The 13,320-nt window shown below is 46.8% G+C and carries 13 protein-coding genes and 1 pseudogene; 10 read left to right on the top strand and 4 right to left on the bottom strand.

Annotation, left to right across the window (positions count from 1 at the left end; genetic code table 11):
* Nucleotides 1–51 precede the first annotated feature (51 nt).
* From BGM27_RS16705 to nupQ, 3 genes are read left to right on the top strand one after another with little or no spacing between them, the layout of a single operon-like run.
* Nucleotides 52–1,584 carry an ABC transporter ATP-binding protein gene (locus BGM27_RS16705; protein ID WP_007408666.1) on the top strand — a complete coding sequence of 511 codons (1,533 nt, stop codon included), beginning with the start codon at nucleotides 52–54 and terminating at the stop codon, nucleotides 1,582–1,584.
* Entirely contained in the window at nucleotides 1,577–2,623 is a 1,047-nt protein-coding gene (locus BGM27_RS16700; protein ID WP_007408667.1) for an ABC transporter permease, read from the top strand. The genes BGM27_RS16705 and BGM27_RS16700 overlap by 8 nt, the downstream gene beginning before the upstream one ends.
* A complete protein-coding gene (gene nupQ, locus BGM27_RS16695) occupies nucleotides 2,624–3,583 on the top strand; it encodes a guanosine ABC transporter permease NupQ (protein WP_003152071.1) in 960 nt (319 codons plus the stop codon). It begins immediately after the preceding gene.
* A gap of 45 nt (nucleotides 3,584–3,628) precedes the next feature.
* Here the strand turns inward: nupQ and BGM27_RS16690 are convergent, their stop codons facing one another.
* Nucleotides 3,629–3,847 carry a hypothetical protein gene (locus BGM27_RS16690; RefSeq protein WP_007408668.1) on the bottom strand — a complete coding sequence of 73 codons (219 nt, stop codon included), beginning with the start codon at nucleotides 3,845–3,847 and terminating at the stop codon, nucleotides 3,629–3,631.
* A gap of 243 nt (nucleotides 3,848–4,090) precedes the next feature.
* Between BGM27_RS16690 and BGM27_RS16685 the strand changes: the two genes are divergently transcribed.
* From BGM27_RS16685 to mnhG, 7 genes are read left to right on the top strand one after another with little or no spacing between them, the layout of a single operon-like run.
* Nucleotides 4,091–6,493, top strand: coding sequence for a Na+/H+ antiporter subunit A (locus tag BGM27_RS16685; RefSeq protein ID WP_007408669.1), 2,403 nt, complete (start codon nucleotides 4,091–4,093; stop codon nucleotides 6,491–6,493).
* Nucleotides 6,490–6,921 (top strand): Na(+)/H(+) antiporter subunit B, encoded by a 432-nt coding sequence (locus BGM27_RS16680; protein WP_007408670.1) that lies wholly within the window; start codon nucleotides 6,490–6,492, stop codon nucleotides 6,919–6,921. The genes BGM27_RS16685 and BGM27_RS16680 overlap by 4 nt, the downstream gene beginning before the upstream one ends.
* Complete coding sequence (locus BGM27_RS16675; RefSeq protein ID WP_003152063.1) at nucleotides 6,921–7,262, top strand: Na(+)/H(+) antiporter subunit C; 342 nt, start codon at nucleotides 6,921–6,923, stop codon at nucleotides 7,260–7,262. Before BGM27_RS16680 ends, BGM27_RS16675 begins: the two co-directional genes overlap by 1 nt.
* Complete coding sequence (locus tag BGM27_RS16670; protein WP_007408671.1) at nucleotides 7,255–8,736, top strand: Na+/H+ antiporter subunit D; 1,482 nt, start codon at nucleotides 7,255–7,257, stop codon at nucleotides 8,734–8,736. Before BGM27_RS16675 ends, BGM27_RS16670 begins: the two co-directional genes overlap by 8 nt.
* Before the next feature lie 5 nt (nucleotides 8,737–8,741).
* Nucleotides 8,742–9,218, top strand: coding sequence for a Na+/H+ antiporter subunit E (locus tag BGM27_RS16665; protein ID WP_007408672.1), 477 nt, complete (start codon nucleotides 8,742–8,744; stop codon nucleotides 9,216–9,218).
* The gene (locus tag BGM27_RS16660) at nucleotides 9,218–9,502 is read left to right on the top strand and encodes a Na(+)/H(+) antiporter subunit F1 (RefSeq protein WP_007408673.1); all 285 of its coding nucleotides are present in this window, start codon (nucleotides 9,218–9,220) and stop codon (nucleotides 9,500–9,502) included. The genes BGM27_RS16665 and BGM27_RS16660 overlap by 1 nt, the downstream gene beginning before the upstream one ends.
* Nucleotides 9,486–9,860 carry a monovalent cation/H(+) antiporter subunit G gene (gene mnhG, locus BGM27_RS16655; protein WP_003152056.1) on the top strand — a complete coding sequence of 125 codons (375 nt, stop codon included), beginning with the start codon at nucleotides 9,486–9,488 and terminating at the stop codon, nucleotides 9,858–9,860. The genes BGM27_RS16660 and mnhG overlap by 17 nt, the downstream gene beginning before the upstream one ends.
* Before the next feature lie 39 nt (nucleotides 9,861–9,899).
* Here mnhG and BGM27_RS16650 read toward each other — a convergent pair whose 3' ends face one another.
* The 3 genes and pseudogenes from BGM27_RS16650 to BGM27_RS16640 all read right to left on the bottom strand — a co-directional run bounded on the left by BGM27_RS16650 (nucleotide 9,900) and on the right by BGM27_RS16640 (nucleotide 13,319).
* On the bottom strand, nucleotides 9,900–10,283 hold the full coding sequence (locus BGM27_RS16650) for a hotdog fold thioesterase (RefSeq protein ID WP_007408674.1): 384 nt from the start codon (nucleotides 10,281–10,283) through the stop codon (nucleotides 9,900–9,902).
* A 21-nt stretch (nucleotides 10,284–10,304) separates the two neighbouring features.
* Nucleotides 10,305–10,949 carry a two-component system response regulator ComA gene (gene comA / locus BGM27_RS16645; RefSeq protein WP_003152052.1) on the bottom strand — a complete coding sequence of 215 codons (645 nt, stop codon included), beginning with the start codon at nucleotides 10,947–10,949 and terminating at the stop codon, nucleotides 10,305–10,307.
* An 80-nt stretch (nucleotides 10,950–11,029) separates the two neighbouring features.
* Nucleotides 11,030–13,319 (bottom strand): annotated as a pseudogene (locus BGM27_RS16640) (sensor histidine kinase).
* Nucleotide 13,320 lies beyond the last annotated feature (1 nt).

The raw sequence follows: 13,320 nt of genomic DNA, 5'->3' as shown, positions 1-13,320 counted from the left end.
TTTGCCAAGCTCTTTCTCATCAAAGTATCTCTGAAAAGGAGCGTCAAATCGGTGGATTATATCATTGAAATGCTTAATATACGCAAGGAGTTTCCCGGAATCGTCGCCAATGATGACGTCACGCTTCAAGTGAAAAAAGGCGAAATACACGCCCTTCTCGGTGAAAACGGCGCCGGAAAATCGACACTCATGAACGTTTTATTCGGCCTGTATCAGCCGGAAAAAGGCGAGATCCGGGTGCGGGGCGAACGCGTTCACATCAACAGCCCGAACAAAGCCAACGATCTCGGCATCGGGATGGTGCACCAGCATTTTATGCTTGTGGATACCTTTACCGTCTCAGAAAATATCATTCTCGGAAAAGAGCCGAAAACTTTCGGCCGAATTGACAGACAGCGCGCCGCCCGGGACGTGCGCGATATTTCCGACCGTTACGGCCTGCACATTGATCCTGAAGCCAAAGTTGCCGATATTTCCGTCGGTATGCAGCAGCGGGCGGAAATATTAAAGACCCTCTACCGGGGCGCCGACATTCTCATTTTTGACGAGCCGACCGCGGTGCTGACCCCGCACGAAATTCAAGAACTGATTCAGATTATGAAAAATCTTGTCAATGAAGGAAAATCAATCATCCTCATCACCCACAAATTAAAAGAGATTATGGAAGTCTGCGACCGTGTCACCATCATCCGGAAAGGAAAAGGCATTACAACACTCGATGTCGCACATACGGATCAAGATGAACTGGCAAGCCTTATGGTCGGACGCGAAGTGTCATTCAAGACGGATAAACAAGCGGCCGAGCCGAAACAAGAAGTGCTTTCACTTTCTGATGTAACGGTTAAGGACGCGCGCGGCGTTGAGGCGGTCAAACAGCTCTCCCTCTCAGTCAGAGCCGGTGAAATCGTCGGCATTGCGGGCGTTGACGGAAACGGCCAGTCTGAATTAATTGAAGCCATTACAGGTCTCAGAAAAACGAATGCCGGCACGATCACGTTAAACGGCAAACAGCTGCAAAACATGCCGCCCAGGAAAGTCACTGAAGCCGGCATCGGGCATATTCCGCAGGACAGGCATAAACACGGGCTCGTCCTTGATTTTCCGATCGGAGAAAATATCGTGCTGCAAAGTTATTACCAAAAGCCCTACTCTTCTTTCGGCATATTAAATAAACACACGATTTATGACAAAGCGCGAAGCCTGATTGAAGAATACGACGTCAGAACACCTGATGAATATACGCCTGCGCGCGCTCTCTCCGGGGGGAATCAGCAAAAGGCCATTATCGGCCGGGAAGTGGACAGAAATCCGGATCTTTTAATTGCGGCCCAGCCGACGCGGGGACTCGATGTCGGCGCGATTGAATTCGTCCATAAAAAGATCATTGAGCAGCGTGACGCCGGTAAAGCGGTGCTTCTGTTATCTTTTGAACTTGATGAAATAATGAATCTCAGCGATCGCATCGCCGTCATCTTTGAAGGCAGCATCATCGCAAACGTCAATCCGCTTGAAACAAACGAGCAGGAGCTCGGACTTTTAATGGCGGGAAGTAAGCAAATGGAGGCGGGGAAAACACATGATTAATCGACTTTCTCATCTGGCTGTGCCGCTGATTGCGATCATCCTTGGGTTAGCTGCGGGTGCGGTCATCATGCTCGCCAGCGGCTACAATGTCGTAAGCGGGTATTCGGCTCTTTGGAGCGGCATTTTCGGAGAAGTGTATTACATCGGGGAATCGATCCGCCAGATTACGCCATATATTTTGTCCGGATTGGCCGTGGCATTCGCATTTCGGACCGGCCTGTTTAATATCGGGGTTGAAGGACAGCTCCTTGTCGGCTGGACCGCCGCGGTGTGGGTCGGCGCTTCCTTTGACGCCCCCGCTTACATCCACCTTCCGCTTTCGTTATTGGCGGCTGCGGTTGCGGGCGGCATTTGGGGCCTGATTCCCGGATTTTTAAAAGCCCGTTTTTTTGTCCACGAAGTGATTGTCACGATCATGATGAATTATATCGCTCTTCATTTAACCAATTATCTCATTTCCGATGTCATGACGGACCACCGGGACAAAACAGACAAAATTCATGAAAGCGCGTCGCTCCGCTCGCCGTTTTTAGAGCAGCTGACAGATTACTCCCGCCTTCACTGGGGCATTCTGATCGCTCTGTTTGCGGCAGTCCTCATGTGGTTTATCATTCATAAAACAAAAAGCGGATTTGAATTCCGGGCTGTCGGCTTTAACCAGCACGCCGCACAATACGCCGGAATGAGCGTCAGAAAAAATATGATGTACGCCATGATGATTTCCGGCGCCTTCGCGGGGCTTGCCGGCGCGATGGAAGGACTCGGAACCTTTCAATACGCGGCGGTTAAGGGCGCCTTTACCGGCGTCGGCTTCGACGGCATTGCGGTTGCGCTTCTCGGCGGCAGCACGGCAATCGGCGTTGTTCTGGCGGCATGTCTTCTCGGCGGCCTTAAAGTCGGGGCATTAAATATGCCGATTGAATCCGGGGTGCCTTCTGAAGTCGTTGACATCGTCATTGCCATTATTATTTTGTTTGTGGCATCAAGCTACGCCATCCGTCTCATCCTTGATAAATTGAAGAAAAAGGGGGCGAAGTAAGTGGACTTCCTGCAGATTTTATCCATTATTGTCCCGGCAACACTCGTATATGCGGCTCCGCTTATTTTAACCGCTCTCGGCGGCGTGTTTTCTGAAAGATCGGGAGTTGTCAACATCGGTCTTGAAGGACTGATGATTATCGGCGCCTTTACAAGCGTCATGTTCAACTTATTTTTCGGACGCGAGCTTGGCGCCGCCGCTCCGTGGCTCGCCTTGGCTGCGGCTATGATTGCCGGCGGACTGTTCTCACTGATCCACGCGGCCGCCGCGGTTTCTTTCCGCGCCGATCAGACGGTAACCGGTGTGGCGATCAATATGCTCGCGTTAGGAGCGACACTGTTTATCGTCAAGCTGATCTACGGAAAGGCGCAGACTGATAAAATCCCGGAGCCCTTTTACAAAACGAACATTCCCGGGTTAAGCGATATTCCGGTTTTAGGAAAGATTTTCTTTTCCGACGTATATTATACGTCGATTTTAGCCATCGTACTGGCCTTTGTTTCCTGGTTTATTTTATTCAAAACGCCGTTCGGCCTCCGCATCCGTTCTGTCGGGGAACATCCGATGGCGGCCGATACGATGGGAATCAACGTGTTCGGCATGCGCTATATCGGCGTCATGATCAGCGGGCTGTTCGGCGGGCTCGGCGGCGGTGTATATGCTTCCACGATCGCGCTTGATTTCACGCACTCCACCATTTCCGGGCAAGGCTTTATCGCTCTCGCCGCGCTGGTTTTCGGCAAATGGCATCCGATCGGCGCGCTCGGGGCTGCGCTGTTCTTCGGGTTTGCACAGAGTTTGAGCATTATCGGCTCGCTTTTGCCCCTGTTCAAAGACATTCCGAATGTATACATGCTGATGGCTCCTTACATTCTGACCATTCTCGCGCTTGCCGGCTTCATCGGCCGCGCGGATGCGCCTAAAGCCAACGGCATCCCTTACATTAAAGGAAAACGCTGATTGCCACAAAAAAAAGAGTTCCGCACCCTGGTGCCGGAACTCTTTTCATCTATATACGATTCTGATATACTCACGCGGCTGAAACGGTGTTTGCATTGATTCAGCCGCACTCAGCTTGTCTTCTGCGTATTCCGCACCGAGAAAAAAACGCTCCCAATTATCTGCCTCCGTCTGCTGCCGCGTTTTGCAGAAATCGTCCGCTATGAATGTTCCTGCAATAATAGAACAAAATATTCCAATACAGGCCGCCGCCTTTCTCTTCATCTGACCAGCTCCTTTTTTAAAAGCTTGATCTGAAAGATAAATGTATATACAAAGATCAGGATATTTGATAAATTTATTTTGGGTTCAAAAGACCACAAAAACACAGAGAGGAATACATTATGCCGTAGCAGGGTAAAAAAAAGTGCGATATAATTTGTACTGGGTCCTATGACCGTGAATTGATTAATTCACTCTTACATAAAGCAGTTGCTTGATGAAAAAACAAGCAAAGGAGGTCTTCTGTTGCAGCTGTTACATTTCGCGATTTTGGCGCCTTTTTTATTTGCATTTATCGTTCCCTTTCTTTATAAACGGGTAAAACAAGTCCATACAGGCTGGTTTGTGCTGATAGTGCCCGTTGTGCTGTTTGTTTACTTTATCAGCAAGCTCCCTGTCACAATGGCTGGGGAAACCGTCCGGTATGCGGCCGAATGGATTCCGTCCCTCGGTATTAACTATACCGTTTATATTGACGGACTCGGGCTGTTATTCGCTTTATTGATTACGGGCATCGGCTCTTTGGTGACGCTTTACAGTATTTTTTACTTATCGAAGGACAAAGAAAAGCTCGGCCCCTTTTATGTGTACCTGCTGATGTTTATGGGCGCGATGCTCGGCGTTGTCCTCGTCGATAACGTCATCGTGCTTTATATGTTCTGGGAGCTGACAAGCCTGTCATCCTTCTTATTAATCGGGTATTGGCATAAGCGGAAGAAATCACGCTACGGTGCGGAAAAGTCACTGCTGATTACCGTCGGCGGCGGGCTGTGCATGCTCGGCGGCTTTATCCTGCTGTATCTGATGACGGATTCTTTCAGTATCAGGGAAATGGTCAACCAGGTGCATATTATCGCAGGCCATCCGTTCTTTATTCCGGCGATGGTTCTCCTGTTATTGGGGGCCTTTACGAAATCAGCGCAGTTTCCGTTTTATATCTGGCTGCCTGATGCCATGGAGGCGCCGACTCCTGTCAGCGCCTATCTGCACTCGGCTACAATGGTGAAAGCGGGCATTTATCTGATTGCCAGATTCAGTCCGGTTTTTGCATTTTCACCCGTCTGGTTTTGGACGGTTGCCTCAGTCGGTCTGATCACGATGGTATGGGCTTCCTTTAATGCGATGAAACAAACCGATTTAAAAGCGATTCTGGCATTTTCCACAGTCAGCCAGCTCGGTATGATTGTATCGATGCTCGGCGCAGGAGCCGCCGCGCTTCATTACCAGCATTCAGAGTATTTTACGGCGGCTGTCACCGCGGCTGTGTTTCACTTAATTAACCATGCTACTTTTAAAGGAAGTTTATTTATGGCGGTCGGCATTATCGACCATGAAACGGGAACACGGGACATCCGCAGGCTCGGCGGACTGATGGCGCTTATGCCGGTAACGTTCACCGTTTCACTGATCGGAACGTTTTCCATGGCGGGCCTCCCTCCGTTTAACGGCTTTTTAAGTAAAGAAATGTTCTTTACAAGTATGCTGCGGATTGCTCATGCAGATATTTTCAGCCTGGATACGTGGGGCGTGCTGTTCCCCGTTCTCGCATGGATCGGGAGCGTCTTCACTTTCATCTACAGCATGAAGCTGTTTTTCAGAACGTTCAGCGGCGCGCGCAAACCTGATCAGCTTGAAAAGACGCCGCATGAAGCACCGCTCGGCATGCTGATTTCGCCGGTGATTCTTGCCGCTTGCGCCGTCAGTCTGTTTTTTGCACCGAACGTTTTGTCTTACAGCCTGATTGAACCGGCGATGAACTCCATTTATCCGGCTCTGTTAACCGGCGGAGATACATTCCATGTCCATATTTCCCAGTGGCACGGGGTGACGGCTGAGGTAATGATGACCCTCGGCATCATCATTGTCGGCACGATCGGTTACGTAACGCTGTCTAAATGGGAGCGTTTGTACGGTCTGTTTCCGAAAAAACTGACGCTGAACAAGCTTTACGATGCGGTGACGGGCAGTATGGAAAAAAGATCTTACCAGCTGACGTCATCTTATATGACCGGATTTTTGCGGGATTATCTGCTGTATATCTTTGCGGCGTTTATCATTCTCATCGGAACGGCGTTCGTCACAAAAGGCGGCTTTTCCATGACAGCGAAAGGCATGGCTGAAATCGGCCTGTATGAAATCGTGCTGTCCCTCGTTATGGTGAGCGCAACGATTGCGACTGTGTTCGCCAAATCGCGGCTGACGGCCATTATCTCACTCGGTGTTGTCGGGTACACACTCGCGCTGTTTTTCGTGATTTTCAGAGCGCCCGATCTGGCGCTCACGCAGCTCGTCATTGAGACGATATCCGTCGCCTTGTTTCTTCTTTGTTTTTATCATCTGCCGAAAATGCGGCGGAAAAAGAAGACAAGAACATTCCGGATGACGAATTTTATCATTTCTCTCGGTGTCGGCGTCATCGTGACAATGCTCGGAATCGCGTCTTCCAGCGAAAAAACAAAAGACAGCATCTCCTCCTTTTTCACCGCTTACAGCCATAAGCTCGGGGGAGGAAACAATATCGTCAACGTCATCCTCGTTGATTTCAGGGGATTTGATACGATGTTTGAAATCACGGTGCTGTCGATTGCCGCACTCGGGATTTACGGCATGATCAGAACGAAAGTAAAAGAGGAGGGAGAAGAGCGTTGAGACAGCAAAACACAAACGACATCATCCTTCAGACGGCAACGAAGCTTGTATCTTTTATCATTCTGCTTTTCTCTTTCTATTTATTTTTATCGGGACATAACGCTCCCGGCGGAGGATTTGTCGGCGGACTGATTACGTCTTCGGCCATCGTGCTGTTGCTTTTGGCCTTTGATTTAAAAACCGTCAAATCGATTTTGCCCGTCAATTTTATTTATGTGGCGGGCGCGGGTCTGCTTATCGCGATTGCAACGGGTGCAGGTTCGTTCTTATTCGGAGCACCCTTTCTCACCCATACATTCGGCCATTTTCATCTCCCGGTGCTTGGGAATACGGAGCTTGCGACGGCCACTTTGTTTGATTTAGGTGTGTATCTCGTTGTTGTCGGCGTGACGATGACCATTATTCAAACGATTGGAGAGGAAGAATAATGGAAATCTTAATGTCTGTCATTGCCGGTATTTTGTTTATGGCGGCAACCTACCTGCTGCTTTCTAAAAGTCTGCTGCGCGTGATTATCGGCACCGCGCTATTAAGCCACGGCGTCCATTTGCTGCTCCTGACCATGGGCGGACTGAAAAAAGGCGCTCCTCCCATACTGGGCGGAAAAAGCACGTCGTTTGTCGATCCGCTGCCGCAGGCACTCATACTGACGGCGATCGTTATTTCGTTCGGCGTCACGTCCTTCCTGCTTGTGATGGCGTTTCGCGCCTATCAGGAACTGAAAACGGACGATATGGATCGAATGAGGGGAAATGATCAACATGAATAACTTTGTGATATTGCCTATTCTGGTGCCGCTGCTTGCCGCAGTGCTGCTGATTTTTATGAACAGACACGTGATGCTGATGCGGATATTCAGCACTGCCGCTTCCTGTGTCTCCATCGTCATCAGCGCCGCTCTCGTTCAGACGGTTTTCACACACGGGATTCAGACGCTGACACTCGGCGGCTGGAAAGCGCCGTACGGCATTGTGCTCGCCGCGGATCAGCTTGCCGCACTGCTTGTTTTGACAACCGCCATAATCGGGCTGCTCGTCACCCTGTACTCCTTCCGCTCCATCGGAGAAAAAAGGGAGCGCGCTTTCTATTATTCAGGGGTGCAGTTTCTTCTGGCCGGCGTAAGCGGAGCGTTTTTGACGGGTGACCTGTTCAACATGTACGTCTTTTTTGAGCTTCTGCTTATCGCGTCCTACATGCTGATCGTGCTTGGCGGAACGAAAATTCAATTAAGAGAATCATTGAAGTATATCGTGTTTAACATTGTGTCATCCGCGTTTTTTGTCATCGGCGTCGGTTACTTATATGCGGTGACGGGCACGCTGAATATGGCTGATCTAAGCGTAAAAATAAGTGAATCGGGCCAGACCGGGCTGATAACCGTCATCGGCGTCCTTCTTCTCGTCGTTTTCGGTTTAAAGGGCGGGATATTCCCGCTGTATTTCTGGATGCCGGGCTCTTATTACGCCCCGCCGGCTGCGATTTCGGCCTTATTCGGGTCTCTTTTGACGAAAGTCGGCCTGTACGCCATTTTAAGAGTATTCACCCTGATCTTTATTCACGATACGGGCTTTACCCACCAATTGATGATGTGGCTTGCGATGCTGACGGTGTTATTCGGCGTAATCGGATCTATCGCCTTTTCGGATGTCATGAAAATCGTCATCTACAATATTATTACAGCCGTCGGCGTGATTTTGTTCGGCATTGCCATGAACACGCCGGCCTCCATTCAAGGAGCGGTTTATTACTTGATTCACGATATGCTGATTAAAGGAGCGCTGTTTATGCTCGCCGGCACGCTTATCGCTTTGACAGGCACTGCCAGCCTGCATAAAATGGGCGGACTGATCACCCGTTATCCCGTTTTGGGATGGATGTTCTTTATTTCAGCCATATCTCTGGCCGGCATCCCGCCGTTCAGCGGATTTGTGGGCAAGCTGAAGATCGCGGAAGGCGGGTTCGATAAGGGGGAAACTTTGTTTTCCGTATTGATTCTCTTATCCAGCCTGCTTGTGCTCTATTCCGTGCTGAAGGTTTTTACGACGGCTTTTTGGGGAGAAGAAAAAGAAATCCCGGGCGCAGGCGGACGGTCCGCAAAAGGACTTCTTTATCCGGCAGCCGCTTTTCTCCTTTTGTCGCTTCTGTTCGGGCTCGGAACCGAATGGGTTTCACCGTATGTCAATCAGACGGCTGAGAATCTGCTGAATCCGGAAAAATACATTGAAGCTGTTTTGAAGGAGTAGATGGCATGGCTTTTCAACTATTATTAAATGTTCTTCTCGCTGTTTGCTGGATGTTTCTCACAAACAGCCTCAGCGCGGCGGGTTTTATGACCGGATTTATCGCGGGCTTGGCGGCGCTGTTTTTTTTCCGGCGCTTCTTCTCGCGGCCGTTTTACATTTGGAAAATATGGTCAGTCATCAAACTGGCGCTGATTTTTATAAAGGAATTATATTTGGCCAATGTCAGCGTGCTGAAAACCGTTATATCGCCGAAACTGAACATCCGCCCGGGCATTTTCGCGTTTAAGACGGAATTGACGGAGGATTGGGAGATCACACTGCTCTCGCTGTTAATCACTTTAACACCGGGTACGCTCGTGATGGATATCTCCGATGACCGGTCGATTCTCTATATACACGCTATGGACATTGAAGATGCGGAGAAAGCGATCCATGACATCCGCGTCTCTTTTGAGAAAGCCATTCAGGAGGTGAGCCGCTGATGTTTACGTTTATTCTGCAATTATCACTCGGCATTATGGCGGTTTCGACTCTTCTGTACGTCATTCGCGTCATAAAAGGGCCTACGATATCGGACCGGGTCGTCGCGCTTGATGGGATCGGCATTAATCTGATTGCCATGACCGCGCTTGTATCCATTCTCTTAAACACATCGGCCTTTTTGGACATCATTCTGCTGCTCGGCATTTTATCGTTTATCGGCACGATTGCCTTTGCTAAGTTTTTGGAGAAAGGAGAGATTATCGAAAATGATCGAAATCGTTAAATGGGCCGTCGCCGTTTGTATTCTGATGGGATCGCTGATCTGCCTGGTCGCGTCTTTCGGCACACTCAGGCTTCCTGATGTGTATACGCGCGCCCACGCCTCTTCAAAAGGCTCGACACTCGGCGTTAATTTGGTATTGCTCGGGGTGTTAGGCTACTTGTGGATGCTGACCGGAGAAATTTCTGTAAAAATACTGCTCGGCATCATTTTTATCCTGCTGACGGCGCCGGTCGGAGCGCACCTCATATGCAGGGCCGCGTACAATTCGGGAGCGGCGCTTGATAAAAGAAGCGTTCAGGATGATTACAAAGGGATCAGAAACTTTGTGATCAAACGTAAAGAAGATTCATATTTGTAAAAACAAACAGCCGGACGATTCAGGGTTCCGGCTGTTTGTTTATTTTGTTATAACAGCCAGCGTGCAGCGGGAAACACAGATCAGCCTTTCCCGTTCATCGAAAATGTTAATCCCGTACACAATGGTTGCCCTGCCTGTGTGAACGGGTTTCGCAATCGCCGTGACCGTCCCGCCCTCTTTCACGGATTTTAAATGATTGGCATTAATCTCAAGCCCGACACACGCCTGGTTCGACCGGTCGATAAAATGCTGGGCCCCGACACTTGCAACAGTCTCCGCCAGCGCTGCTGACGCGCCACCATGCAGATATCCGAAAGGCTGCACCGTCCTCTTATCCACCGGCATCACCGCCACGCATCTCTCCGGTGTGTTTTCAGTGATTTCAATACCGAGTGCGCCGAGCAATGTATTGTTCAGATTCATAGGTCATTCTCCCTTCAAGATTTATAGTACGTTATCTGACTTGGCGATCAGCACCGCTTCAGTTCGGGAGCCGACATTCAGCTTGTTAAAAATGGATGTCAGGCTGTATTCAATTGACCGCTTGCTTAAGTGAAGCGCATCTGCGATTTCCTGATTGGTCAAACCTTTTTCGACCTCTTGGAGAATATGGCGCTCTCTCGGGGTTAACCGATCCTGCTCACTTTGAGGGGAAGAAGACGTTTTTGTTTTTTGCTGGGTCATCAGCTGTTTGAAATAGGAGAAATCAACTAAAATCTGTCCGTTGAGCACGTGATATATGTATTGCATGATTTTCTCTTTAGATTCGGTTTTGCTGATGGCGCCATGCAGGCCCGCGCGGATGGATTCTTCAAAATAATCTTCAACCTCATAGCCTGTGTAGACAATGATTTTACAGAGAGGATTCTCTTTTAAGATTTTCTTAGAAAGCTCTATGCCGCTGATGTCATCACCCAGATTTAAATCCATTAATATGAGATCGTAAGCTGAAAAATCATGCCGGAGAACGAATTGTTCACTGGCATCAGGACTGAGGCAATCGACAGAAAGATTCGTGTCCGTTTCCAGAATCGTCTTGGTGCCCTCCATGACAGCCGGATGATCATCAATCACTAGTATCTTTTTCATGGTTTCCTCCCTTTTACTCACTCATTTCCATTTTATTAAAAAGACTTGGCTTCTGCCAAGTCGATTTGGTGATAAATTGGTTACAATTCCATTTCAATATCCGCTTTAAAACCGTTTCCTTCACTTGTGTCGATTTTCATCCGTCCGTCAAGCGCACGGACGCGCTCCTTAATACCCGAAAGACCCATGCTCATCGACTGCCCGCCGCCTTCTTCCTGATTGAATCCGACACCGTCGTCTTCATAATGCAGAATCACTTTATTTTGAATGCTGATCAGCATAATCAGCACCTCATTCGCCTGTGAATGCTTCATGGCGTTCGAAAGAAATTCCTGAATAATGCGGTACAAATTCAGCTGCGTATCCAAATCCAGCGCCGCCGTAAACCGGCCCGTATTCAGACGGATATGAAACGGCGCACGCTCCTGCTGCTGCGCGGCAAGCTTGGATACCGCCTTGACCAGACCCAAATCATACAGCAGCTGAGGCCGAAGCTCATGGCACGTCTCCCGGGTCATCAAAATGACATCGGACATCTGCTCATTCATCTGATGAAGCTTGTCCTGCACCTCTATGTGGCAAGGCTCTTCTTTCTTAAAATCGGCCAGAAACAGCTCACACTGGCGCTTCAAAGAAATCAAGTCCTGCAGCACTGAATCATGCAGATCACGGGCCAAATCCGAACGCTGCTTTTCCTCGATCGTAAACATCAGCTTTTTGAGCCAGACCGGGTTTGAGCCTTGTTGTTTTAGATCTTGTAAATGGTTCATGAGTTCTTCGATCTGTATCACGTTTTCCATAGAGACACTCGTATAGAAAGACAATGTTTTCAGCCATGAAATCTCATCCCGTGTCAGTCTCGGTGTATTAATGGAGGACAAACAAAGCAAAACATAAGAACTTCCCCCGCGTTCTCCTATCTTGATTAAGAAACCGCGGTTTAGCTCAATGATTTTTCCAATCTCTGAAGTAACCTTCTTAAATTCTTTTGAATACATTTCCCAATCAGGTTCATTATCCCTTTTATCATGATATAAAATGTCACCCTCAGAGGTAACTTCAAAGACATAAGCTTTACTGACAAGTAGAACATCCAGAATCGTCTTTTTTAGTTCTTTAAACATTTGTTTTAAAGATGTTATACTTCTGATAAGCTGAGTATATTTGAATATACTATCTTGATAATTAAATTTTTCAGAAAAACGTTTTAAACGAAATTTAAAATCTATTATTTCTTTAAAGTAAAATACAGCAAACATTACGATAAAGATGAAAACAGTCTGTCTAATAGGATTCATTTGAAGCGCATTTGTTCCCGCCCAGACCGATAAAACTCCGACAATAACTAGAAGTATAATACCTCATTCTTCCTAATATAAATTCTATATCAAATATTTTATTTGCAACAAACTGATATACTAATCCAAATGGGATAAGGACAAGCAATGAGGCTGATGCCAGTGCTGGAAATATATAATCACCAGTTAAAATATTAGGTGCGACGTAAAAAAGTAAAAATGGAGCAAAAGAAAGTGTATTTGTCAGAATTAAAACTTTCAAAATATAAGCATGCTCTGAATATTTATACTTATATAAGTGATAGAACACGAGAACAAAACCTGAAAGAGTAACGAGAAAAAACGAGATAAGATTAAGGTTTGTTATAATGTTTTCAAAAGGTAATTTCTTACGGAAAAATTCCAGGATAATATTAAAAATCGGAAATATATATAAGAAATTGATTAGACGATTTGCAAACTTCTTTCCTAATTCCTCAAAATATTGTTGTATGAACTGAAGATAAAATATAGGAGAAGCTATAAATGTGAACAAATTGACATACCTGTTAAATGAATGTCCTCTAAATGGTCCTCCTGCGCTTATATAAGCAATTGAAATATCTAACAAAAACAAAATTAAAATGTATCCCGCAAACGATTTTCTTGTTTGATTCACCTTTAGAATGTAAAATATACATACTATACTTAAAAAATAAAACACAAGTGGAAGAACGAATACAAAAAAGCTATAGGATTTGTCTAAATTAACAATATCAAAATCATCTAAATGAATTTGCTTTCCATTTCTGCTTACATCTAAACTTTTGATATGACTAAGATTATCTCCTTTTAAAAATTTAGCAGATGGTTTTTCTTTGTTGATTTTTAAAATGATGTCACCTTTTTCTAAACCTACGAATTTCCCGTAAGTAGTTTCTGACATCTCTATTACTTGGAATTGTTTGTTTTTATTTTCAATAACTTTTGTCCCGATTATAATCCCATTTATGTTTATATATGAAACATAGCAAACATAAACGAGGCTTAAGATAATGACTGAAATAGTGAATTGTTTAATAAAGTTTTTCACA

It is taken from the genome of Bacillus sp. FJAT-27001 (assembly GCF_019039175.1).
GTDB classification, from domain to species: Bacteria; Bacillota; Bacilli; order Bacillales; family Bacillaceae; genus Bacillus; species Bacillus velezensis.
Note: the sequence above shows the minus strand (reverse complement) of the source record. Positions and strands in the feature narration are given on the sequence as shown.